This window comes from Streptomyces sp. NBC_01341 (genome assembly GCF_035946055.1).
Classification (GTDB): domain Bacteria; phylum Actinomycetota; class Actinomycetes; order Streptomycetales; family Streptomycetaceae; genus Streptomyces.
Map to the genome: position 1 here is coordinate 3,190,051 of NZ_CP108364.1, position 22,135 is coordinate 3,212,185.

Sequence of the window (22,135 nt, forward strand, 5' to 3'; positions counted from 1 at the left end):
GGCCGGGGTCACCGAGGCCGGCGGGGGCACGGCTCGACAGGCGGGAACATAGGGGGACATGACTCACCAATAGGTCATGTGGCCGCCGGGCGGCGGACGAGCCGTTCCTCCACGCGGCGCACGGACGCACGGTTGCCTCTCACGGGAGACTCATGTTGTGACCTGCGCCACCTCCATGCGAGCTCCAACAAAGGCGGGCTTGGCCATCGGTGTGAACGGATGGTAAGTGACGGGCAATTCGGACGTATTGATAGAACGCCGTGATCACGGCACTGATCGGCGGTGCCCGTTTTGCCCGTTAGGGCGTCAATAAGGGCCTCAAATAAGTGGATTCACAGATTCCGAACGTAACTGTGTCGCAACACACGTTTCTTGATGGGACCCCTACAGCCCTGATAGCGCTAGTACCCATGTCCCACACCGCTCACATACCCAGCCACCGGAAGCCCCGCCAGCGCGCCACGAAGACGGCGCTGCGGGCAGGAGTTGCCGGTGGCGTCCTCAGCACCATCGCGGTCGCGGGTGCCGCCGGTCCGGCCCAGGCCGAGCCGGTGACCCAGACCATCGAGATGCCCACCATCACGGCCGGGCTCTCCACCTCCGTCGCCGCGTCCGCGCAGGCGACCCAGGCCGTCGCTCTCGACCTCGAGACGCAGGCCGCCGAGGACGCCGCAGCGGCAGCAGCCGCCAAGACAGCGACCAAGGCCAAGGCCGAGGCCGTCCGCAAGGCGGAGGCCGAGAAGAAGGCGAAGGCTGCCGCCAAGGCCAAGGCGGAGGCCGCCGAGCGCGCCTCCCGCAGCGCCGAGCGCACCACGCTCAGCGCCTCCACGGGGTCGCCGTCGCCGTCGTCGTCGTCGTCCTCGGCCGCCCGTGTCTCCTCCAGCGCCACCGGGTCCGCCGCGTCCGTCGTCGCGTTCGCGCAGTCCCAGGTCGGCGACGCGTACGTCTCCGGCGGCACCGGCCCCAACTCGTGGGACTGCTCGGGTCTGGTCCAGGCCGCCTTCCGTACGGTGGGCGTCGACCTGCCGCGCGTCTCCCAGGACCAGTCGACGGCCGGCACCCAGGTCTCGCTCGACAACCTGCAGCCCGGCGACATCCTGTACTGGGGCGGCGCGGGCAGTGCCTACCACGTCGGGATCTATGTGGGCGGCGGCCAGTTCGTCGGCGCGCAGAACTCCAGCACGGGCGTCGTGCAGAAGTCCCTGGACTACGACCCGCCGTCGGGCGCCGTCCGCGTTCTCTGATTCACAAGCCGGGCCACCCCCGAGCGCGACCGCGGACCGTCACTCCCCCACCAGGAGTGACGGTCCGTCATCGTGTCGCGTGCAGGGAGTTCGAGGTGGCCGCCTCGTCCACCGGCCGCCGCTGGCCCGGTACCTTCCCGCCCGTCGCCGCGGCACGCCCACGGCGCAGGTGCAGCACGCACGCCACGCAGGCGAGCGCGGCCAGCACGAATCCGTACGGGGGTGTCGACCCCGAGGGCTGCGTCTCGTAGACCAGCGCGGCCGACAGCACCGTCACGGCGTCCAGCGCCCGGCCCCCTGACGCGGTGGCGGCGAGCACGGCCGTGGCCCACAGCAGGTACCAGGGCTGGACCATCGGCGAGAGGGCGACGAGTGCCAGCAGCGCGGGGCCCAGCGCGCGGACGGGTTCAGTCCGGCCCGTCGCGGCGTGCCACGCGAGGCGGCCGATGAGCACCAGGGCCACCAGCAGGGCCAGCCTCTGCACGGCGGACCTGACGGGATCCGGGTCCACGCCCGCCGTCAGCCGCAGGAGTTCGCCCAGACCGAGGCCCAGGTCGCTGCTGAACGACAACGCGGTGTGGATGCGTCCCGCGACACCCTGGGTCCCCAGCCAGCCGAAACCGGTGCCGCAGACGACCGTGGCGCCGGCGGCGACCGCGCCCGCGACCAGGCCCGGCGCCAGGAGCCCCTTCGCCACCCGTCGCGCGGTGGACCCGCTCGCGGCCCTGCCCACCACGACGCCGACGAACAGCAGCGCCACCGCTGCCGGGGACTTGACCATCACGGCGAGCCCGATGAGCGCCGAGCCGCTGATCCACCTCCCGCGCAGGGCGAGCAGCGCACCCGCCAGCATGAGGCCGGTCATCAGCCCGTCGTTGTGGACACCGCCGACGACGTGAATCAGCAGCAGCGGGTTCAGCGCCCCGAGCCACAGGGCGGCGCTCTCGCTGCGGCCGTGCTCCCGGGCGAGGTTCCGCAGGGCCCACACGATCAGCACCAGGGACGCCAGGGCGATGAGCCGCATGCCCAGCACGGCCGGGACGACCGTGCCGCCGGTCGCCCCGGCCACGCCCCGCGCGAGGATCAGGAAGAACGGCCCGTACGGCGCCGGGGTGTCGGTCCAGTGCCCGCCGACGCTCGCCGCGGCGTCGCCGCCCGGTCCGCCGGGGTCCAGGACGGACGGCCCGGCGCTGTAGACGTCGTGGCCCTCCATGACCATCACGCCCTGAGAGACGTAGCTGTAGACGTCCGCGCTGTAGAGCGGCGGCGCCAGGAGGAACGGCGCCGCCCACCACACGAGGGTGACGAGGGTGTGGCGAACGGCGGCTCCGGTGCGCCCGTACAGCCACCAGGCCACGACGAGCAGTGTCAGTCCGCCGTACGCGGCCGCGTAGCCCGCCGCCGTCAGGGCGGGCCCCCGGGGCACCCACAGTCCCCATGGGTCGTGGGCCGGCAGTGTGCCGACGGCCCAGCCCCCCAGGGCGGCGGCCGCCGCCCCCGCCGCGCCCAGCCGACGGCAGCCGCCGGCGCTCCGTGCCCCCAATGCCCGCATGGGCCGAGAACCTACCGTTCCTAAAGACTGAGCGGGAGTGAGTCCTGTTGCCGGAACTCATGCTCAGCCGAACGCCCCGAACGGTGTTGGGCGTTCTGGTCCACCGCGTTCCTGCCGCGTTCAGCTCCATCGGATCGTGTCCGTGGTCCGGGTACGCGGGGGCGGTTTCCCTCGCTGCCTCGATCATCTGGTCCTGCCTGGGCGGTCCGATGCCCGCCAGCATCGCTCTGGTGCTGGCGGGGCGGTGCCGTCCGTCGCCGGATCGGGTGTCCGAGGGAGCGCCTGCCGATGGCCACCGAGGCGGCGGGGTGTCGGCTGGTCATGCGGTTGAGGAGGCCGTCAGCCCACGCTTACGGGCAGCCCACATCTCGGTGGAGTGCTCCAGCCCGTCCCCGCAGCGGGTCTTGAGATCCCGCGACGCCAGGGAACCCATGTGGCCGCCGACCAGACGCAACACCTTCTCATCCTCGGCGGTGAGGCCCTTGAGGCGGTCGCGAATGCTCACCCCCGACGGGCCATCGGCGACGAACGGACGTGAAATCGTCCGCAGTGGCTTCTTCGGCTCAGCCATGCGACGCCGCTTCAAGAGCCTTCACCGCACGGTTCTTCGCCGACCGGCGCCCGTACAACCGGGCGCAGAACGACGTCAAGACCTCCACCGTGTCCCGTACCAGGTCGTCTTCGACTTCGCCCTCGTCGAGGACAATGAGACGACGGCCCGTCGCGGAAAGGGCGGCCTCGACCAGCTCCACGTTCATCCGGCCCAACCGGTCCTTGTGCTCCACCACAACGGTGATCACCTCGGGATCGGCCAGCAGACGACGGGCCTTGGACCGGCCACCGTTCATGCCCGAGGCGATCTCGGACTCCACCCGCACGACCCGGTGACCGGCCTTCGCCGCCCACGCGGACAAGCGGGCAACCTGCCGCTCCAGATCAGCTTTCTGGTCATGCGAGGAGACACGGGCATACAGACCCAGCCCTCCGACCGCTTCCGGCGCGGCGTTCGACTCGACGTTCACCAGGATCGTGCGCGGACCGACCCGCTGAGCCGGTACCGGCAGCGTCCCCTCACGGAACCAGCGATACGCGGTCTGCGGATGCACGCCCTGCGTCTTCGCCCATTCCGTCAGATTCACACCCGGACAACGACACTCACTCAAACAGGGTTACGCTCACTTTCCCGACTGTGATGACCAGCAGTTGAAAACACCAGGGCATGCCGCCGGCAGCAGGGCCCGGGGCGGCAGGGCCCGTGCGCTCAGGCCTTGGGGGCCACCTTGGAGAGGCCGTTGATGATGCGGTCCATGGCGTCGCCGCCCGTGGGGTCGGTGAGGTTGGCGAGCATCTTCAGCGTGAACTTCATCAGGACGGGGTGGGTCAGACCGCGCTGAGTCGCGATCTTCATGACCTTCGGGTTCCCGATCATCTTCACGAAGGCCCGGCCGAGCGTGTAGTAACCGCCGTAGGTGTCCTTCAGGACCTTCGGGTAGTGCTGCAGGGCCAGTTCGCGCTGCGCCGGGGTCGCGCGGGCGTGCGCCTGGACGATGACGTCCGCGGCGAGCTGGCCCGACTCCATGGCGTAGGCGATGCCCTCACCGTTGAACGGGTTGACCAGGCCGCCCGCGTCACCGACGAGCAGCAGGCCCTTGGTGTAGTGCGGCTGGCGGTTGAAGGCCATCGGAAGGGCGGCACCGCGGATCGGCGTCGTCATGTTCTCGGGGGTGTAACCCCAGTCCTCGGGCATGGACGCGCACCAGGCCTTGAGGACCTCGCGCCAGTCGAGCTCCCTGAAGGCCGACGAGGAGTTCAGGATGCCGAGCCCGACGTTGGACGTCCCGTCGCCCATGCCGAAGATCCAGCCGTAGCCGGGCAGCAGCCGGTCCTCGGCGCCGCGGCGGTCCCACAGCTCCAGCCAGGACTCCAGGTAGTCGTCGTCGTGGCGGGGCGAGGTGAAGTACGTGCGGACCGCGACGCCCATCGGACGGTCCTCGCGGCGGTGCAGCCCCATGTTGAGGGAGAGCCGGGTGGAGTTGCCGTCGGCGGCGACGACGAGCGGCGCGTGGAAGGTGACCGGGGTCTTCTCCTCGCCGAGCTTCGCGTGGACGCCGGTGATGCGCCCGGTGCGCTCGTCCTTGATCGGTTCCCCGACGTTGCAGCGCTCGTGCAGCCGGGCTCCCGCCTTCTGTGCCTGCCGGGCCAGCTGCTCGTCGAAGTCGTCGCGCTTGCGCACGAGACCGTAGTCCGGGTACGAGGCGAGGTCCGGCCAGTCCAGCTGGAGGCGGACGCCGCCGCCGATGATGCGCAGCCCCTTGTTGCGGAGCCAGCCGGCCTCTTCGGAGATGTCGATGCCCATGGAGACGAGCTGCTTGGTGGCGCGCGGGGTGAGACCGTCGCCGCAGACCTTCTCCCGCGGGAAGGCCGTCTTCTCCAGGAGGAGGACGTCGAGGCCGGCCTTGGCGAGGTAGTACGCGGTCGTGGAGCCGGCTGGGCCCGCTCCGACGACGATCACGTCCGCGCTGTGTTCGGAGAGGGGCTCGGTCACGGTCGGATCTCCCGAAGACTCGAATTCGCGTGCCGCGCGGCACATGTCGCGTGCAGTCTATGGGTGGCTGCTGATCAACCTCCCGAAGGGCTCCCCGATGTCTCACGTGACCGACCCGACGCCGTCCGTACATCTGCGTGTCCCCACCGACGAGGACGCCCTGGCCTGGTACCGGGTGTTCGACGACCGGGAAGTGATGGAGTTCCACGGCGGACGCCGGGCGGAGTACTCCGTGTACGAGGAGTTGACCGCCCGCCAGCGCAGGCACGACGCCGAGCTCGGCCACTGCCTGTGGACGGTGCTGGACGACTCCGGCGCGGTGCTCGGCTTCACCGGCGCCCAGCCGTGGCCGCACGAGTCGTTCGGCCCCGTGGGCGAGGTGGAGATCGGCTGGCGGCTGGGCCGGGCCTCGTGGGGGTACGGCTACGCGACCGCCGCCGCGCGCACCACGCTGGAACGCCTGCGGGCACTCGGGGTGCGCGAGGTGGTGGCGATGATCAACGCCCGGAACGCGCGCTCGGTGGCGGTGGCCGTACGTCTCGGCATGCGGCAGGCCGAGACGTACACCACGCCGGTGACGGAGCAGGAGGCGTACTGCTTCCGCCTGGACCTCTGAGCCCCGCGGGGGTCAGGCGCGCACGCCCCGGTGCAGCGCCACCACGCCGCCGGTGAGGTTGCGCCAGGCGACATCCGACCAGCCGGCCTTCTGCAGCAGCGCGGCGAGGCCGGCCTGGTCGGGCCAGGCGCGGATCGACTCGGCGAGGTAGACGTAGGCGTCGGGGTTCGACGACACCGCCCGGGCGACCGGCGGCAGCGCGCGCATCAGGTACTCGGTGTAGACGGTCCTGAAGGGCGCCCAGGTCGGCTGCGAGAACTCGCAGATGACCACCCGGCCGCCGCGCTTGGTGACGCGGTAGAGCTCGCCGAGCGCGGCGGCGGTGTCCTGGATGTTGCGGAGACCGAAGGAGATGGTGACCGCGTCGAAGGTCTCGTCCTTGAAGGGGAGCTTCGTGCCGTCCCCCGCGGTGAACGGCATCCACGGGTGCCGCTGCTTGCCCACCCGGAGCATGCCGAGCGAGAAGTCGCACGGCACCACATAGGCGCCGGCCTGTGCGAAGGGCTGCGAGGAGGTGGCCGTCCCGGCCGCCAGGTCGAGGATCTTCTGGGCCGGCCGGGCGTCGACGGCCCGGGCGACCTCCTTGCGCCAGAGCCGCGCCTGTCCGAGCGACAGCACGTCGTTGGTGAGGTCGTAGTTCGCCGCCACGTCGTCGAACATCGAGGCGACTTCGTGCGGCTGCTTGTCCAGGGATGCTCGGGTCACCCGCCCATTCAAGCAGCCGCGCCCCCGGCGCCCCGAGGCGGCGTGAACCTTTTCGGTCCGGAGGCACTCCGTACAGGTGCCGGGGGACGGGTACGCGGCCCGCGTGCCGCTGCCGGCGGGCCGGAGAGGGCGGGGAAGGGCGGTCCGGCCCCGGGGCACACCAAGATCACGGATACTCGCGGGACGATGCAGAGCAACGACACCCACCACATACGCACCGCTGCCGCACCCCGCCGCCGGGACTTATCCGCGGCGCCCGGCCGCTCCGCACGCCGCCGGCCGAGCCTGCGCGTCCGCAGGCGCCGGAGATTCGCGGCAGTGCTGCTCCTCGCACTCGTGGCCGGCGCGGTCTACCTCGCGGTGGAACCGCCCTGGCGGGGCGGCGGACCGGCCGTCGCCGCCGGCTCCGGGGACGTCAGGCCCACCCCCGCCGCGGCGGACCGGCCGGCACCCGTACGGATCGCCCCCGATGTCCCGCCCGCCGCCACCCCGCCGGCCGAGGTGAAGGTGCCGGAGGCGGGCCCCGGCACCTTCACCGTCGCCCGCGCGGGCGTCGCGGCCACGGGCGCGGGGAGCCGGTACCGCGTCGAGGTGGAGGACGGCAGCGGGGTCGATCCCGACGAGGCCGCCGCCGGAGTCGCGGAGATACTCGCCCACCCGCGCGGCTGGAACAAGGGCGGCACCCACGCGTTCCGCCAGGTCGCCGACGGCTCGGCCGGGCTGGTGATCCGCATCGGCACCCCCACGACGACGGACCGGCTGTGCGCCCGCTACGGCCTGCGCACCGGCGGTGAGCTCAACTGCCGGGGCGCCAAGGACGTCATGGTGAACCTGCGCCGCTGGCAGCTGGGTTCACCCGAGTTCGACGGGTCGCCGGCCGAGTACCGCGCCCTGATCATCAACCACGAGGTCGGTCACTGGCTGGGCCACGGCCACGAGACCTGCCCCGGTCCGGGCAGACCGGCGCCCGCCATGATGCAGCAGATCAAGGGCCTGAAGGGGTGCGTGTCCAACGCCTGGCCCTACGACGGGAAGGGGCGCTACCTGGGCGGGCCTCCGGCGCGGTGACGCCGTGCCACCCCCGCCCCCCGGGCGTCCGCCGACGCGGTGCCGGCCGGATCGCCGCGGCACTCACCTCCGAGTCCGCGCGCCCGTGGCCTCACCGCCGCCGGTAGACCAGCCGACCGCCGAGCACCGTGGCCACGCACGCCGTGCCGCCCGCCGCGCGCAGCTCCGCCTCGTCCCGGACGTCGAATACCGCGAGGTCCGCGCGGCCGCCCGCAAGGAGGGGGCCGTACACCGAAGCCGCCAGGGTCCGGCCTCCCGCGAACGGGTCCAGGGACGGCTCTCCTGCGGCTGCCCCGGCGGACGGCAGGACCGTCAGGCCCGCGCGGCCGGCGGCGGTGCGGACGGCGGGCTCGCCGAGGACCCCGGCGACATGGGTGGTGCCGTGCCGGAGCATGCGCTGCAGCCCCCGGCGCACGCTGCCGGCCCGGCGGGGCTCGTCCATCCCCCCGGCCAGCCGGTCGAACTCCGCGCCGGTCAGCGGCCGCTCCCCGAGCTCGTCGGCCTCGCGCGGGTCCGGGTGGTAGCAGCGGGTCAGCAGCGGTAGCCCGTCCCGCTGGACCAGGCCGGGAGTGAGGACGCCGGGCCACTGCCGGACTCTGGCCGAGGGATGGGCGGCCAGGACCTCGTCGTACGGGCCGACGGCCGCGACGCGGTCACCGTCCACGGCGACCGCGCCCCCGGGCACGCCTGCCGCGCCGACCGGAAGGACCAGCGGCGCGGCGTGAACGGTCAGCACGGCTGCGTCAGTTGGCGTCGAGGAGCTTCAGCTCCGGGTGCGCCGTGCCGCCGGCGATCGCGGTGGACGAGATGTGCGAGACGACGCGCGCGTCGACGGGGTCGTTCGCCGGGTCGTCGTGGACGATGAGGTGCTCGTAGGTCGTGGCGCGCTGGGCGGGGACGCGGCCCGCCTTGCGGATCAGGTCGATGATCTCGAGCCGGTTCGAGCGGTGCTTGGCGCCGGCCGACGAGACGACGTTCTCCTCCAGCATGATCGAGCCGAGGTCGTCAGCGCCGTAGTGCAGCGACAGCTGGCCGACCTCCTTGCCCGTGGTCAGCCAGGAGCCCTGGATGTGGGCGACGTTGTCGAGGAACAGCCGGGCGATGGCGATCATGCGCAGGTACTCGAAGAGCGTGGCCTGCGTCTGCCCCTTCAGCTTGTTGTTCTCCGGCTGGTAGGTGTACGGGATGAAGGCGCGGAAGCCGCCCGTGCGGTCCTGGACGTCGCGGATCATCCGCAGGTGCTCGATGCGCTCGGCGTTGGTCTCGCCCGTGCCCATCAGCATCGTGGAGGTGGACTCGACCCCGAGGCCGTGCGCGATCTCCATGATCTCCAGCCAGCGCTCGCCGGACTCCTTGAGCGGGGCGATCGCCGTGCGCGGCCGTGCGGGCAGCAGTTCGGCGCCGGCTCCCGCGAAGGAGTCGAGGCCCGCGGCGTGGATCCGGCTGATGGCCTCCTCGGCGGAGACGCCGGAGATCCGGGCCATGTGCTCGATCTCCGAGGCACCGAGGGAGTGGATGACCAGCTCCGGGTAGGCCTTCTTGATCGCGGAGAAGTGCTCCTCGTAGTACTCGACGCCGTAGTCCGGGTGGTGGCCGCCCTGGAACATGATCTGTGTGCCGCCGAGCTCGACGGTCTCCGCGCAGCGGCGCAGGATGTCGTCGAGGCTGCGGGACCAGCCCTTGGCGGTGTCCTTGGGCGGGGCGTAGAACGCGCAGAACTTGCAGGCGGTGACGCACACGTTCGTGTAGTTGATGTTGCGCTCGATGATGTACGTCGCGATGTGCTCCGTACCGGCGTAACGACGGCGCCGGACGGCGTCGGCCGCGGCTCCCAGGGCGTGCAGGGGTGCCGACCTGTACAGGTCGAGCGCCTCCTCGGGAGTGATCCGCCCGCCCTCGGCGGCGCGGTCGAGGATGGGCTGAAGGTCGGCCTTCTCGGTCACCGGGCTGTCACCTTTCGGCGGTTTTTCTACGGATCCACGGACCGATCCAGCGTACGCCAGCCGTTGCCCGGGTCAGCCGCGGGACCTGGTGAGCGTGCCCTTCGGTGTACCCGCCGCCTTCTCGTGGGAGACGTAGCCCAGGGCGTCGGCCGAGGTGAGGGTGAAGTCCAGGTCGGCCTCACCGCCGGTGCACAGGGAGCCGGTGGCGGAGCCGGGGTCGGGGCGCTCCCGGATTCTGAGCTGGGTGGCCGTGCCGGAGACCAGGGTGCCGATGCCCTTGCAGACGATGCTGCTCCCGAGCAGGTCGAGTTCGTAGGACAGCCGGACCACGTCCTCCCCCTTCCTCCCTTCGCTGAAGACGGCCGTGAGCGTGCCGTGCGGGGACCCGTTGCGTTCGGTCGTGGGTCCCTCCCAGGTGCCGGCGAACGTCTTGGGGAGCGCGCTCACCGGGGCGGAGGCCGACGGGGTGCCCCCCGGGGTCTCCTGCGCGGCGTCCGGCGGCCTCTGCGACGAGGATCTCGACGGGGTGTGCGCGGCACCGTCGTTGCTGCGGTCCTTGTCGCCGCCGCTGCCGGTGAACAGGTCGCCGAGCGTCGCCGCGCCGACGGTCACGACCGCGAGGGCGCCCGCGACGGCGAGCGCGACGGTGCAGCTGACCCGACGTCCCGCGCGGCGGCCGGACTGCGGAGCGGCGTCCATGGCGAAGGCGACGCGGGCACCGGACCCACCTGCGCCCTTCGTGTCCGGACGGGCCGGGGGTCCGTCCGGCGGGGGTGGCGGCAGCGGAGGACCGAACACGCCGGGCGCGGCGCTCCCCAGCGACGCGTTGCTGAAGGGCACGGGGCCCGACCGCACCGGCTCGTCCTGGGGTTCCAGGTCCAGCAGGGCCACCGCGGACCGGCTGACCTCGCGCACCAGCGGATCGGGCAGCCAGCCCGGCGCGACCAGCGCGGCGGCTCCGCCGGGGGCGAGCCTGCGGGCGAGTTCGGCGGGGGCGGGCCGGTCGGCGGGGTCCTTCGCGAGACACCCGGCGACCACCTCGCGCAGTTCGCCCTCCAGGTCGCCGAGTTCGGGCTCCTCGTGCACCACCTTGTAGAGGAGTACGGCGGACGAGTCCCCGGGGAAGGGGGCGTTGCCCGTCGCCGCGTAGGCGAGGACGGCGCCGAGCGAGAAGACGTCGGCCGCACCGGAGATGTCCAGTCCCCGGATCTGTTCCGGTGCCATGTAGCCGGGTGAGCCGACGGAGACCCCGGTGGACGTGAGGGAGACGGTGGCGCCCAGCGCGCGGGCGATCCCGAAGTCGATCAGCCTCGGCCCGTCGAGAGCGAGCAGGACGTTGGACGGCTTCACGTCCCGGTGGATGAGGCCGTGGCCGTGCACCGCGTCGAGCGCTTCGCCGAGCCCGGCGCCCAGGGCGCGCACCGCGCGCTCGGGCAGCGGGCCGTAGCGGGTGACCGCGTCCGAGAGCGGTGGTCCGGCCACGTAACCGGTCGCCACCCAGGGCACGGCCGCGTCCGGGTCCGCGTCCAGCACCGGCGCGGTCCACCGGGCACCGAGGCGCCTGGCGGCCTCCACCTCGCGCCGGAACCTGGCGCGGAACTGCTCGTCGAGGGCGAAGTGGGGGTGGACGACCTTGACCGCGACGGTGCGGCCCCCCGCGCTGCGCCCCAGATAGACGCGCCCCATCCCGCCGGCGCCGAGCCTGCCTAGCAGCCGATAGGCACCGATGGTGTGCGGTTCGCCGGCTTCCAGCGGCTGCATACGGTCTCCCCCTGTGGGCCCCGGGACTCGGACGGCAGCCTAGGGGGCCGGGGTCGCACGGTCACCGATACCGCGTACGACGATTTCGCCCCTATGGGCACGAAGCAGGGATTTCGCCACAGCGAAAGGCGCGAATACGCCGTCCGTCCACGCCCTTCGAGGTTCGCCGGGGGATACCGGAAGGCATTCGCGGGGCCATCCGCAATTCGCCGCACGGCCTCCTGGAAGGGGTCCCGAGACACGACTCCGCGCATTCACCCCCTTTCCCGGGGGACGGAAATGCCGACGGCTTACGGCGCTGCGGACGGAGTTCCGTGCGGCGGCAGGCGGAACTCCTCCGCGGGCCCGGAGGAACCGCGCCCGGAGAGGAAAGCGGGGCGACCGGGGGAAGGCGCGGGAAAGTACGGGATTCACCTTCTTCTCCCGCACCATTCCCGCGTGCCGTTCCCGGCCGCCCGGAATCCCCGCTGCCCCGATTCCCGGCCGCCCGGGGTTCCCGCCGGCGCGGTGCCGCCGGTCCCGTGTCAGCGGCCGAGCAGCTCGACCTTCACGTCCGCCGGGAAGCCGGTCGTCGGACCGGTGCGCCGCGCGAACTCGCGCACGCCCGCCAGCTGGTCCGGGCCGAAGCGGAAGTCCAGGGTGGTGAAGTAGCGCTCCAGCACCTCGGCGTCGAAGGACTCCCAGCGCGCGGCCTGCTCGGCCACCTTGGTGACCTCCTCCAGGGACAGGTCACGGGAGGCCAGGAACGCCTCGTGCACCTTCTCCACGTAGTCGGGGTGCGAGGCCAGGTAGTCCTTGCGGGCGGCCCAGACGGCGAAGACGAACGGAAGCCCCGTCCACTCCTTCCACATCTCGCCCAGGTCGTGGACCTGCAGCCCGAGCCGTGGGGCGTCGTGGAGGTTGGCGCGGAGGGCCGCGTCGCCGATCAGGACGGCGGCGTCGGCCTCCTGCATCATCACACCGAGGTCCGGGGGGCAGGTGAAGTAGTCCGGGGTGACGCCGTAACGCTCGGCGAGCAGCAGTTGGGCCAGCCGCACGGACGTACGGGAGGTCGAGCCGAGGGCCACCCTGGCGCCGTCGAGCCGGTCCAGCGGCAGCTGCGAGACGATCACGCACGACATGACCGGGCCGTCGCAGCCGACCGCGATGTCGGGCAGTGCGACCAGGTCGTCGGCGTTGCGCAGGAACTCGACCAGGGTGACGGGACCGATGTCGAGGTCCCCTCGCACCAGCTGCTCACTGAGTCTCTCCGGGGTGTCCTTCGAGAGCTCGAGATCGAGCAGGGTCCCGGTCCGTGCCAGGCCCCAGTAGAGGGGGAGGCAGTTCAGGAACTGGATGTGGCCGACGCGCGGCCTGCTGCGACGGTCGTCGCCTTCTACGGGAGAGACGGTTGAATTGTCCACATCGCGAGGCTAGACCCGTGCCCGGCGACGGGTGTCATCGGGGCGGCCGGACACCCTCCGGAGCCTTGTCCGTCACCCCTCCGACGGGCCGATCAGACATCCGGGTGAAGTGATCTTTCCCTCTACCGCTCCCCGCAGACTGCGTGCTAGGCTCGCCCGCAAGTTGCAGTTTGGTTTCCCTTGCAGTACAGAGCCTGCGGAGCATGTAACCCGCAGGCTTTTGTAGTTTTCAGACTTGTATGCAGGTTCTGGAGCAGGGCAACCCTTTGGCCCAAGGAGGGCTTATGGCTACCGGAACCGTCAAGTGGTTCAACGCTGAAAAGGGCTTCGGCTTCATCGCCCAGGACGGCGGCGGCCCGGATGTCTTCGTCCACTACTCCGCGATCAACGCGTCCGGGTTCCGCTCCCTCGAGGAGAACCAGGCCGTGAACTTCGACGTCACTCAGGGACCCAAGGGTCCGCAGGCTGAGAACGTCACCCCGGCCTAGTTGCCCGGGTCGGCCGATCGCGGCCGAGTGAGCAGTACCCAAGGAGCCCCGCTCCCCCGCCCCGGCGGAGGAGCGGGGCTCCTGCCCTTCCGGGCCGGCCCCCGCGGCTCCCCGGACGGCTGCCGGGCGGGTCCCGCCCGTCTCCGGCACCCCGCCGGACACAGTGCCCGCTTCCCGAAGGAGGCGCCGTCCCGCAATCGTTGTCGAGGCCCTGTGCAGAGCGCCGCCCGATACTGACGGGCCCGCCCGCGACAAGGCAGACTGTTGAGCGCGGTACCAGCGGTACGGAACAGACGGGGACGGCAGCACCGGCGGGGCAAGCAGGACAGGGGGGGCATCATGGACGGCGACGGGCCCGGAGTGCGCGTGCCGGAGCCGCGCGCTCCGCGGGAACGCGCGGCCGGCGCCGGACTGCGCTTCACCGTGCTCGGCCCCGTACGCGCCTGGCGGGACGGCGAGTCCCTGCCGTCCGGGTCACCGCAGCAACGGGCCCTGCTGGCCGCCCTCCTCCTGCGCGACGGCCGCACCGCGACGGCGGCCGAACTCATCGACGCCCTCTGGGGCGACGATCCCCCGCCCAGGGCCCTGGCGACCGTACGGACCTACGCGTCCCGGCTCCGCAAGACCCTGGGCCAGGACACCCTGGTCAGCGAGGCCGGGGGGTACGCGGTCCGGGTCCCGCGCGAGGCCCTGGACCTGACACTCGCTCAGGACCTGGCGTCCGAGGCGGAGAAGGCCCGGAGCGGCGGTGACCGGTCCCGGGCCCGCACGCTCATCAACAAGCTGCTGGGCCTCTGGGACGGCGAGGCACTCGCCTCCCTCCCGGGCCCCTACGCGGACAACCGGCGCGCCGGGCTGGAGGAGTGGCGCCTCCAGCTCGTCGAGACCCGGCTCGACCTCGACCTCGAGGTGGGCGCCCACGCCGAGGCCGTCTCCGAACTGACCGCGCTCACCGCGGCCCACCCCCTGCGCGAGCGGCTGCGCGAGCTGCTGATGGTCGCCCTGTACCGCAGCGGCCGGCAGGCCGAGGCCCTGGCGGTGTACGCCGACACCCGCAGGCTGCTCGCCGAGGAGCTGGGCGTCGACCCGCGCCCCGAACTGGCCGCGCTCCAGCAGCGGATCCTGAGGGCCGACGAGGATCTGGCCCTCGCGGCCGAGGAGACGGCCGCCCCGGCGCCCGCACCGCTGCGCCCCGCCCAGCTGCCCGCCACCGTCCCGGACTTCACCGGCCGCTCCTCCTTCGTACGCGAGCTGGGAGGCCGGCTCGCGACCGCCGAGGGGTCGGTCATGGCGGTCTCCGCCCTGGCCGGCATCGGCGGGGTCGGCAAGACGACGCTCGCCGTGCACGTCGCGCACCAGGCCCGCAGGCACTTCCCCGACGGCCAGCTCTATGTCGACCTGCAGGGGGCGGGGGCGCGCGCCGCCGAGCCCGAGACGGTGCTCGGCTCCTTCCTCCGGGCCCTCGGCACCGCCGACTCCGCCATCCCGGACTCCCTGGACGAACGGGCGGCCCTCTACCGCTCCACCCTCGACGGGCGGCGCGTCCTGGTCCTGCTGGACAACGCCCACGACGCGGCGCAGATCCGGCCCCTGCTCCCCGGCACCGAGGGCTGCGCCGCGCTGGTCACCAGCCGGGTCCGCATGATCGACCTGGCCGGCGCACACCTGGTGGACCTGGACGTGATGTCCCCGGAGGAGGCCCTGCAGCTCTTCACCCGCATCGTCGGCGAGGAGCGCGTCCACTCCGAGCGCGAGGCCGCCCTGGACGTGGTGGCCGCCTGCGGCTTCCTGCCGCTGGCCATCCGCATCGCGGCCTCGCGGCTCGCCTCGCGCCGCACCTGGACGGTCTCGGTCCTCGCGGCGAAGCTCGCCGACGAGCGCCGGCGGCTGGACGAACTCCAGGCGGGCGACCTCGCGGTGAAGGCCACCTTCGAGCTGGGGTACGGCCAGCTGGAGCCGGCCCAAGCGCGCGCCTTCCGGCTGCTGGGCCTGGCGGACGGGCCCGACATCTCCCTCGCGGCGGCGGCCGCACTCCTGAACCTGGGGACCCGGACGGCGGAGGACCTCCTGGAGTCGCTGGTCGACACCAGCCTCCTGGAATCCGCGGCCCCGGGCCGCTACCGCTACCACGACCTGGTGCGCCTCTACGCGCGTGCATGCGCGGAACGGGACGAGCACCCGCCGGTGGAGAGGGACCTGGCGCTCTCGCGGCTCCTGGACTTCTACCTGGCGACGGCCGCGGGCGTCTACGCGCTGGAGAGGCCCGGTGACCGTCTCGTGGACCACGTGGAGCCGACCGAGCACCCCGGTCTGTCGTTCCGCGACCGGCACACGGCACTGGACTGGCTGTACGCCGAGGCGGGCCCCCTGCTCTCCTGCGTACAGCAGTCGTACGGTCCCGGCACGCTGCGCAGGGCCGTGGACCTGCTGTGGGCGTCGCTCGACCTCGGGGAGTCCGGCGCCGACGCGAAGCAGTACGAGAAGGTCGCGATCTCGGTGCTGAACGCCGCGCGGGCGGGCGGCGACCGGCGTACCGAGGTCAGGGCGCTGATGACGCTCGCCGACGTGCACCACACCTCGGGCAGGTTCGACCAGGCGGAGGAGGAGGCCCAGCAGGTGATGCGGCTCGTCGACGCCGACACGGACCCGCTGCCGGGCTGCTGGGCCGCGAACGCGCGCGGCATCATGGCGCTCTACCAGAGCCGCCACGAGGACGGGGAGAAGCATCTCACCCAGGCCATCGCCAGCTTCCGGCGCATCGACGACCGGCCCGGCGAGGCGAGCGCGCTCTGCAACCTGTCGCGCATCCACCTGGCGACGGGCCGGATCACGAGCGCGGTGTCCCTCGCCCAGGAGGGCACGGCGATCTACGACGGGATGGGGCACGCCCTGCGGAGTGCCAACGGCCGTTACGCGCTGGGCATGGCCCACACGCAGAGCGGCCAGTTCGCCGAGGCCGCGGACAGTCTCCTGGAGGCACTCGGCGTCTTCCGTGACAGCCGCCAGCGCCTGTGGGAGGGGATGACCCTCTTCCGTCTGGCCGAGGTGGACCTGGCGGCCGGAGCGGCGGCGGACGCGGCGACCAAGGCGGAGCAGGCCCTGACCGCCCTGCGGGGCATCGGTGGTGCGTGGCGGCGGGGCAATGTCCTCACGGTGCTCGGCCGCGCCCTCGCGGGCATCGGTCAGATCGGGCGGGCGGAGGCCTGCTGGCACGAGGCGCTCACCCTCTACGACGAGCTGGGGTCGCACGAGGCCGACGACGTGCGGGCCCTGCTCTCCTCCGGCGACTCCGTGACGGTCTGAGGGCCGGGCGGGCCGGCTCTCCGGGCACGGAGGGTCTCCGGGCCCGCGGCCGCACGGCGTCCGGAGGCAGTCCGGGCGGCGCCGTTCATCATTCGTTTATCGCGGTCCGGCAGTCTCGACCACGTCAACCCGCGCATCGGGGGGCAGACGGGCTGATGTCGAGGCCGTCGCACTATCGTGAACGGCCCTGGTACGCCCGCCCGGCAGTCCACGGGGGAACAGCCGGGCGGGCCTCAGCCACTCGACACAACGGGAGCGGATCAGCATGGCGGACGCAGTGAAGAAGAACCCTGAGATCAAGCCGCAGGACATGCACGCCACGGGCGGCGACGCCGGCACGATCACGACGAAGGACATGCACGCGACCGGTGACGAGGCCACCACGGACGACATGCACGCGACGTCGGAGCCGGCCAACTAGACCTCAACCGCACGGGGAGCGGCCGCGGCGGCGCGGAGGGGGAGCCGTCGCGGCCGTGGCGCGTGCGCGCACACGAGCAGGGCCCGAGCCGGACGGCTCGGGCCCTTGCCTGTCCCACGGCACGGTCAGTAGCGCAGCTCCGCCGTGACAAGGCAGCGCTTCACGCGGGAGACCAGACGCGGGCTGTCCATGGGGACCGTGAGGATCCTGGACTCGCCGGCCTTGACCTCGGCCTCGGTCCTGCCCGTGTCGACCGTCAGGCCCTTGGCGTCGACGAACGTCACGACCACGTCGTACAGGTGCTCACTCGTGGCGGTCGAGCGGATCTCGACCGACGAGGACTTCGATCCCGCGCGCTTGCCCTTCCTGGGCCCGGCGCAGCGGATCACGCGCAGCGCGGGGTCCTCGGAGGCGGTGGCCTGCGGGGTGGCGGACTCGTAGGTGGAGCCGCCGGACGAGCTCGACGAGGTGTCGTCGTAGTCGTCGTCGTAGTCGTGGTAACTGCCGTTGCTCTTCCTTGAGTTGGAGCATCCGCCACCTCCGGAGCCGTCGCTTCGGCTCTTGCCGCTCCTGCCGCCGTGGCTGGACGTGGAGAATCCGGTGAGCGCGAGCACCACCACGACCAGTACCGCCGCGAACCTGATCCGTCGCCGCATCATCGATCCAGCCCCCCTTGCTGTTGTCGGCCTCTCCGGCCGTCGCACGAACGCGACACCGTAACGCACAGCATTCCGGTCACTCGCCCGCAGTCCGGTCATGACCCTGTCACGGTCTCGTCATGGTCTCCGATGGCAGGGAAGATCGGCCGGGCGTAGCGTCGGTCCGGGGAGCGGAGCGCACAGCCGTGCGCCAAGGCCCGGGAGGCTGACGATGGTCCGCAATGCCCTCGGCTCCGTCGTCGCCCTCGTCGGCGCCGCCGCGGCGGTTCAGAGCCCCTTCCACGCCTGGTACGGCGAGCGCCTGGGCCGGGACTACCGGGTCCAGGACCTGTTCGGCGGCATCACCGGCGTCTCGTCGTCCGTGATCGCCTCGATCCTCCTGCCGTTCCTCTTCGCCGCCCTGGTGACCCTCGTCGGGGTCGTCCTGCGTTCGCGCTGGGCGGTGGCCCTCGCGGGCCTGATCGTGCTCGGCTTCACCGCCCTGTGGATGGTGCGCCAGGGACAGGCGGCGGGAAGCCTGACGGTCGGCGGCGAGGGCTCCGCGCTCCGGTGGGGCGTGGCCCAGGCGCTGGCGGGCGGTGTGCTGCTCCTGCTGGGTGCGGTGCTGATGCCGGTCCGTCACCGGGAGCCCCGCCGGCGGAACGCCGTCGAGCCGTATCCCGTACCGCCGGACGACCGACCGGACACCTGGCCTCCCACGCAGGAGCCCGGTCCGGCCGCCATGACGTCACCGGGGCCGGAACCGGAGGCGGATCCGTACACGGGGCCGGGCCGCCACCGGGCGTCACCGGCCGACGAGGACACCGCCGCGTACCCGGTCCAGGACGTCCCTGACGGGGACACGTATCCCGGACGGGACGACGGCGGGGAGCGCGACCGGTACCGCCCGCCGCACCCCTGACCGCCGGCGGCCGTCAGGCGTGGGCGCGGTTGCCCGTCCCCGTGCCCTTCAGCGCGTCCAGGGCGTACACGCAGCGGTCCTTGCTGCACGCGTACACGACCCCCGCCTGCGCCACCGGGGAACCGGTGATCTCGCCGCCCGTGGCCAGCTTCCAGCGGAGCTGGCCGCCGGCCGCGTCCAGGGTGTACAGCACGTGGTCCGCCGAACCGAAGTGGACGCGGCCGTCGGCCACGACCGGGGAGCCGACGACCTCGCCGCCCGCGGCGAAGCGCCACTTGGGCGTGCCCGTGACCGCGTCCAGCGTGTACAGCGCGCTGCCGCTGCCGACGTGGACGTTTCCTGCACCGACCAGGACGGGCTCGACGGACTGGCGGGCCTCCGTCGCGATCCGCCACCGGTCCTTGCCGGTCGAGGCGTCCAGGGCGTACACGGTGCCGAGGTAGTCGGCGAGGTACACCCCGCCGCCGGTGACCGCCGGGCCGGGCGCGAAGGCGGGCGGGGACAGGAAGACGGCCGGCGATTCGAAGTGCCAGCGCACGCGCCCCGAGGCGCTGTCCACGGCCAGCACCCGGGTGCCCGCCGCGATGTACACGAAACCGTCCGGCGCCGGAGTCACCCGGACCGGCACCCCGCCGCAGGACGCGGCGTCGCCCACGGGGTACGACCAGCGCTCCGCGCCGGTGCGCGCGTCCACGGCCCGCAGCCGCGCCTCCTGCCACAGGAACACGGTGCCGTCGTGGATGACGGGCCCCGCCTCCGGCGTCTCGAAGTCCGTCTGGGCGCCCCTGGTCTCCCACAGCTTCTCGCCGCTGGAGGCCTCCCACGCCTGCACGCCGCCCCCACGCGTGGCGGTCAGGACGGTGCCACGGTCGGCCTTGAGGGAGTACACCCAGGCGTCCGTCCGCAGCCGCCAGCGCTCGGCGCCGGTCGCCGCGTCCAGCGCGTACAGCGACGGGCCGTCCGAGGCGTGGATCCGGCCGCCGTCGACCGCCATCGACCAGGCCACGTCCCGGGTCTTGAACTGACGCCGCCCGTTGCCCACGTCCAGGGCGTGGACCTCGAAGGACGTCACGTACAGCAGGTCACCCACGACGACGGGCGTGCCCCACACGTCGTTCGACATGCGGAAGCGCCACGGCCGCCAGCGTTCCGGTGCGGTGGCCGCCGCGTCCTGGGCGGGCGCGGGGGCGGGGACCACCGGCGCCGTGGGCGGTGTCGCCGTCTGCCCGCCGGGCGGACGCACCCAGCCGGTGGCCGGGTCGGCGTGCGCGGCGGCGGGCCCGCGTACGTCCACGGGGCGCGGGCCGGGCCCGATCGGCACCTGCGCGCCGGTCAGCCGCACGGGACCGCCGTCGGGCGCCGGTGCCGGGGCGGGCGCGGTCCGTGGTTCCCCCGCGCTGCCCCACGCCGTCCCGCGGTCGGCCCCGGCCGGCGGCTGCCGCGGGGGCGGCGGCACGACGACCGGCGCGGGCGGGGCGGCGACGGTGCGGCCACCGCCGCGGCGGCGTTCGATCATCGCGGTCGCCACGGTCGGCAGCCAGGCCGAGGCGGTCCCGCTGTCGTCACTGCCTGATCCGAAGAGGTGCGGGGCCAGCTGGGCCTGCAGATCGGCCGGGCTGGGCCGCCGGGTCGCGTCCATCTGCATGCAGGACTCGATGAGCGGACGCAGGTCGTCGGGCAGCCCGTGGGTGTCGGGGCCCTCCCGCAGCAGCATGAACACGGTCTCGACCGGATTCGCCCCGTGGAAGGGCGCGTGCCCCGTCGCCGCGAAGACGAGGGTGGAGCCCAGCGAGAAGATGTCGCTCGCGCCCGTCACGCTGCGCGAGTCGCGGGCCTGCTCGGGAGACATGTAGGCGGGGGTGCCCACCGCCACGTTCGTCATGGTCAGCCGGGTGTTGGAGACGCCGGACGCGATGCCGAAGTCGATGACCCGGGGCCCGTCCTCGACCACGAGCACGTTGGACGGCTTCAGGTCGCGGTGCACCAGCCCGGCCCCGTGGATCGACTGCAGGGCCTCCGCGATGCCCGCGGCCAGCCAGCGCACGGCCTGCGTCGGCATCGGCCCGCACTCACTCACTATCTCCTCGAGGGAGGGGGCGGGGACGTAGGCGGTCGCCAGCCAGGGCACGGCGGCCCTCGGGTCGGCGTCGACCACGGCGGCGGTGTAGAAGCCGCTGACCGCGCGGGCGGCCTCCACCTCGCGCGTGAAACGGACCCGGAACAGCTGGTCCTCGGCCAATTCCGTACGCACGGTCTTGATCGCGACCCGTCGGCCCGACGCCGACCGCGCGAGATAGACCAGCCCCATGCCCCCGGCTCCGAGCCGTCCCAGCACCTCGAACGGGCCGATCCGCCGCGGGTCATGCTGCGTCAGCTGTTCCACTTGCCTGCCACCTCCCCGTACGGGCCTCAGGAACAGAAGCCCGCGAAAACACGCCCCTTGCAGCGTCTCACCACTGGACACCACATGGCGGTGCGCACCCTGATTGTTCCTGGCTCGGGGCCCGGTTGCGAACCCGGGGGCGGATCGGGGTGTCCTGTGGCACTCCACACCTTTCAGGACAGCACCGGGCGGGGCCCCGGGACATGACGCACCGCCGGGCCGTGCCGCCCGCACGTCATGTCACGTCACTTCACGGCTCAGGGCAGCAACTCGGCCGGCTGCAGCACGGCGAACGCGGCGCCCTGGTCGTCCTGCAGCACGGCCATCCGCCCGTACGGGATGTCCATGGGCGGGGCCGTGATCCGGCCACCGAGGCGCACTGCGGTCTCGGCGGTGCGGACGCAGTCCTTGACGGCGAAGTAGCTGAGGAAATAGCTGGGCAGCATCTCGGGGAACGCGTCCGTGATGACGGCGCGCCCGCCGATCGCGGTGTCGTCGCCCGGTTCGGTCCCGGCGGGGGACCACATCCGGTACTTCTCCGCCCCTCCCGCGCCGCCGGAGGGCCCCGGGAGTTCGATGTCGGTGCCCTGGAAGCCCAGGACCTCCTCGTAGAAGGCGTCCACGCGCTCCGGCTGCCGGGTGTACACCTCGGTCCAGCAGAAGGCCCCCGGCTCGTTCTGCCGCTCGAAGCCGGCGCGGTCGCCCGCCTGCCAGAGGCCGAACACCGCCCCTCCCGGGTCCGCGGCCTGGGCCAGGACACCGGCCCGGCCCGCGCGCACCGGGTCGGTGATGATGCGGCCGCCCGCGTCCCTGACGGCGGCGACGGTGGCGAGGATGTCGTCCGTGGAGAAGTAGACGCCCCAGGTCGTCGGCATGCGGCCGTCCTTCTTGGCCGCCAGGGCGGCGACGAGCCTTCCCTCGCTGTACGCGTCGGCGAAGGGCATTCCGTCCCCCGCGCGGAAGGTCCATCCGAAGAGCCCGCCGTAGAAGCGCTTGCCCGCCTCGAGGTCGGAGAGCTGTACGTCCACCCAGCACGGCACCGACGCGAATACGGCCATGGCCCGGATCCTTCCGTCGCAGAATGTCGCTGAGGAGTCGCAGGTGTCCCGGTCGGGGTGGGGACGGCCGGGGGTCCCGGCGCAC

18 protein-coding genes and 2 pseudogenes are annotated in these 22,135 nt (G+C 72.7%); 7 read left to right on the forward strand and 13 right to left on the reverse strand.

Features of this window, described 5'->3' with window-relative positions:
- Positions 1-410: 410 nt before the first annotated feature.
- Complete coding sequence (locus OG206_RS13850) at positions 411-1,244, forward strand: C40 family peptidase (protein WP_327115818.1); 834 nt, start codon at positions 411-413, stop codon at positions 1,242-1,244.
- Positions 1,245-1,311: 67 nt separating this feature from the next.
- Here OG206_RS13850 and mptB read toward each other — a convergent pair whose 3' ends face one another.
- The 5 genes and pseudogenes from mptB to OG206_RS13875 form a co-directional block, all read right to left on the reverse strand.
- Entirely contained in the window at positions 1,312-2,796 is a 1,485-nt protein-coding gene (mptB, locus tag OG206_RS13855; protein WP_327115820.1) for a polyprenol phosphomannose-dependent alpha 1,6 mannosyltransferase MptB, read from the reverse strand.
- Positions 2,797-2,816: 20 nt separating this feature from the next.
- Positions 2,817-3,122: pseudogene (locus OG206_RS13860) on the reverse strand (hypothetical protein); the annotation flags it as partial.
- Positions 3,119-3,367 (reverse strand): annotated as a pseudogene (locus OG206_RS13865) (IS200/IS605 family accessory protein TnpB-related protein); the annotation flags it as partial. The pseudogenes OG206_RS13865 and OG206_RS13860, both read right to left, overlap by 4 nt.
- Complete coding sequence (locus tag OG206_RS13870; RefSeq protein ID WP_327115822.1) at positions 3,360-3,935, reverse strand: IS607 family transposase; 576 nt, start codon at positions 3,933-3,935, stop codon at positions 3,360-3,362. The gene OG206_RS13870 and the pseudogene OG206_RS13865, both read right to left, overlap by 8 nt.
- 122 nt (positions 3,936-4,057) lie before the next feature.
- Complete coding sequence (locus tag OG206_RS13875) at positions 4,058-5,341, reverse strand: geranylgeranyl reductase family protein (protein WP_327115824.1); 1,284 nt, start codon at positions 5,339-5,341, stop codon at positions 4,058-4,060.
- Between the two features lie 97 nt (positions 5,342-5,438).
- On the opposite strand from OG206_RS13875, the gene OG206_RS13880 reads away from it, so the two are divergent.
- Entirely contained in the window at positions 5,439-5,957 is a 519-nt protein-coding gene (locus tag OG206_RS13880; protein WP_327115826.1) for a GNAT family N-acetyltransferase, read from the forward strand.
- 12 nt (positions 5,958-5,969) lie between these two features.
- Here OG206_RS13880 and OG206_RS13885 read toward each other — a convergent pair whose 3' ends face one another.
- Entirely contained in the window at positions 5,970-6,662 is a 693-nt protein-coding gene (locus tag OG206_RS13885; protein ID WP_327115828.1) for a demethylmenaquinone methyltransferase, read from the reverse strand.
- Positions 6,663-6,848: 186 nt separating this feature from the next.
- Between OG206_RS13885 and OG206_RS13890 the strand changes: the two genes are divergently transcribed.
- On the forward strand, positions 6,849-7,730 hold the full coding sequence (locus OG206_RS13890) for a DUF3152 domain-containing protein (RefSeq protein ID WP_327115830.1): 882 nt from the start codon (positions 6,849-6,851) through the stop codon (positions 7,728-7,730).
- Positions 7,731-7,821: 91 nt separating this feature from the next.
- Here OG206_RS13890 and OG206_RS13895 read toward each other — a convergent pair whose 3' ends face one another.
- The 4 genes from OG206_RS13895 to OG206_RS13910 all read right to left on the reverse strand — a co-directional run bounded on the left by OG206_RS13895 (position 7,822) and on the right by OG206_RS13910 (position 12,837).
- Positions 7,822-8,466 carry an imidazolonepropionase-like domain-containing protein gene (locus tag OG206_RS13895; RefSeq protein WP_327115832.1) on the reverse strand — a complete coding sequence of 215 codons (645 nt, stop codon included), beginning with the start codon at positions 8,464-8,466 and terminating at the stop codon, positions 7,822-7,824.
- Positions 8,467-8,473: 7 nt separating this feature from the next.
- Positions 8,474-9,673 carry a cyclic dehypoxanthinyl futalosine synthase gene (gene mqnC / locus OG206_RS13900; protein WP_327115834.1) on the reverse strand — a complete coding sequence of 400 codons (1,200 nt, stop codon included), beginning with the start codon at positions 9,671-9,673 and terminating at the stop codon, positions 8,474-8,476.
- Between the two features lie 72 nt (positions 9,674-9,745).
- Positions 9,746-11,434 carry a serine/threonine-protein kinase gene (locus OG206_RS13905; RefSeq protein ID WP_327115836.1) on the reverse strand — a complete coding sequence of 563 codons (1,689 nt, stop codon included), beginning with the start codon at positions 11,432-11,434 and terminating at the stop codon, positions 9,746-9,748.
- Between the two features lie 524 nt (positions 11,435-11,958).
- Positions 11,959-12,837 (reverse strand): menaquinone biosynthetic enzyme MqnA/MqnD family protein, encoded by an 879-nt coding sequence (locus OG206_RS13910; RefSeq protein WP_327115838.1) that lies wholly within the window; start codon positions 12,835-12,837, stop codon positions 11,959-11,961.
- Positions 12,838-13,121: 284 nt separating this feature from the next.
- On the opposite strand from OG206_RS13910, the gene OG206_RS13915 reads away from it, so the two are divergent.
- The 3 genes from OG206_RS13915 (at position 13,122) to OG206_RS13925 (ending at position 17,049) form a co-directional block, all read left to right on the forward strand.
- On the forward strand, positions 13,122-13,325 hold the full coding sequence (locus OG206_RS13915) for a cold-shock protein (protein WP_023587141.1): 204 nt from the start codon (positions 13,122-13,124) through the stop codon (positions 13,323-13,325).
- 339 nt (positions 13,326-13,664) lie between these two features.
- Entirely contained in the window at positions 13,665-16,628 is a 2,964-nt protein-coding gene (locus OG206_RS13920) for an AfsR/SARP family transcriptional regulator (protein WP_327115842.1), read from the forward strand.
- Positions 16,629-16,893: 265 nt separating this feature from the next.
- The gene (locus tag OG206_RS13925; protein WP_327115844.1) at positions 16,894-17,049 is read left to right on the forward strand and encodes a hypothetical protein; all 156 of its coding nucleotides are present in this window, start codon (positions 16,894-16,896) and stop codon (positions 17,047-17,049) included.
- Between the two features lie 125 nt (positions 17,050-17,174).
- Here the strand turns inward: OG206_RS13925 and OG206_RS13930 are convergent, their stop codons facing one another.
- Positions 17,175-17,708 (reverse strand): hypothetical protein, encoded by a 534-nt coding sequence (locus OG206_RS13930; protein ID WP_327115846.1) that lies wholly within the window; start codon positions 17,706-17,708, stop codon positions 17,175-17,177.
- 211 nt (positions 17,709-17,919) lie between these two features.
- Here OG206_RS13930 and OG206_RS13935 point away from each other — a divergent pair, with 211 nt between their 5' ends.
- Complete coding sequence (locus OG206_RS13935) at positions 17,920-18,609, forward strand: hypothetical protein (RefSeq protein ID WP_327115848.1); 690 nt, start codon at positions 17,920-17,922, stop codon at positions 18,607-18,609.
- Between the two features lie 13 nt (positions 18,610-18,622).
- Here the strand turns inward: OG206_RS13935 and OG206_RS13940 are convergent, their stop codons facing one another.
- Both OG206_RS13940 and OG206_RS13945 read right to left on the reverse strand, forming a co-directional pair.
- Positions 18,623-20,992, reverse strand: a complete 2,370-nt coding sequence (locus OG206_RS13940) for a serine/threonine-protein kinase (RefSeq protein ID WP_327115850.1) — start codon at positions 20,990-20,992, stop codon at positions 18,623-18,625.
- Positions 20,993-21,249: 257 nt separating this feature from the next.
- On the reverse strand, positions 21,250-22,050 hold the full coding sequence (locus tag OG206_RS13945) for a VOC family protein (protein ID WP_327115852.1): 801 nt from the start codon (positions 22,048-22,050) through the stop codon (positions 21,250-21,252).
- Positions 22,051-22,135 lie beyond the last annotated feature (85 nt).